1 protein-coding gene is annotated in these 674 nt (G+C 69.9%); it reads left to right on the top strand.

The features are described from left to right. Window positions 1-30 precede the first annotated feature (30 nt). A partial coding sequence (locus KXC43_RS50305; RefSeq protein ID WP_221383439.1) for an AMP-binding protein occupies window positions 31-674 on the top strand: 644 nt, incomplete at its 3' end.

Raw genomic sequence — 674 nt, 5'->3', positions numbered from 1 at the left:
TGGAACGACACCTCCGGTCCGTTGCCGGGGGTGACGTTCCCGGTGTTGTTCGAGGAGCAGGTGCGGCGGACGCCGGAGGCGACGGCTTTGGTGTTCGGTGACGGGTTTGTGGGTTCGTTCGCGGAGGTGAATGCGGCGGCGAATCGGTTGGCGCGGGTGTTCATCGATGCGGGGGTGGGTCCGGAGTCGGTGGTGGCGTTGGTGTTGCCGCGGTCGGCGGAGATGGTGGTGTCGTTGCTGGCGGTGTGGAAGGCCGGTGGTGCTTATCTGCCGGTCGATCCGGGTCTGCCGCCCGAGCGGATCGAGTGGCTGCTGCGCGATGCCGGTGTGGTCCTGGCCGTGACGACCGAGTCTGCTGTGGACGTCGTACCGGACGGGGTCGAGTCCCTGCTGTCCGACAGCGCGCGGACGGCGGGTCTGCTGGCGCAGATGTCGGACGCCGACGTGACCGACGCCGACCGGCTCGCCCCGCTGCGGGCCGAGAATCCGGCCTACGTCACCTACACGTCGGGCTCGACCGGGGTGCCGAAGGGCGTGCTGGTGGAGCACCGCGGTGTGGTGAACATGTTCCTGCACCACCGCGACGGCTACGCCGCGGCGGCGGGGATCCGGCTGCGGGCGGCGCTGAGCGCCTCGTTCTCGTTCGACACCTCCCTGGAAGGCGTGCTGCTGCT

Source organism: Paractinoplanes polyasparticus, assembly GCF_019710575.1.
Taxonomy (GTDB): Bacteria; Actinomycetota; Actinomycetes; order Mycobacteriales; family Micromonosporaceae; genus Actinoplanes; species Actinoplanes polyasparticus.
The sequence above is the reverse complement of the archived record's forward strand: the minus strand, read 5'-3'. Positions and strand labels throughout refer to the sequence as shown.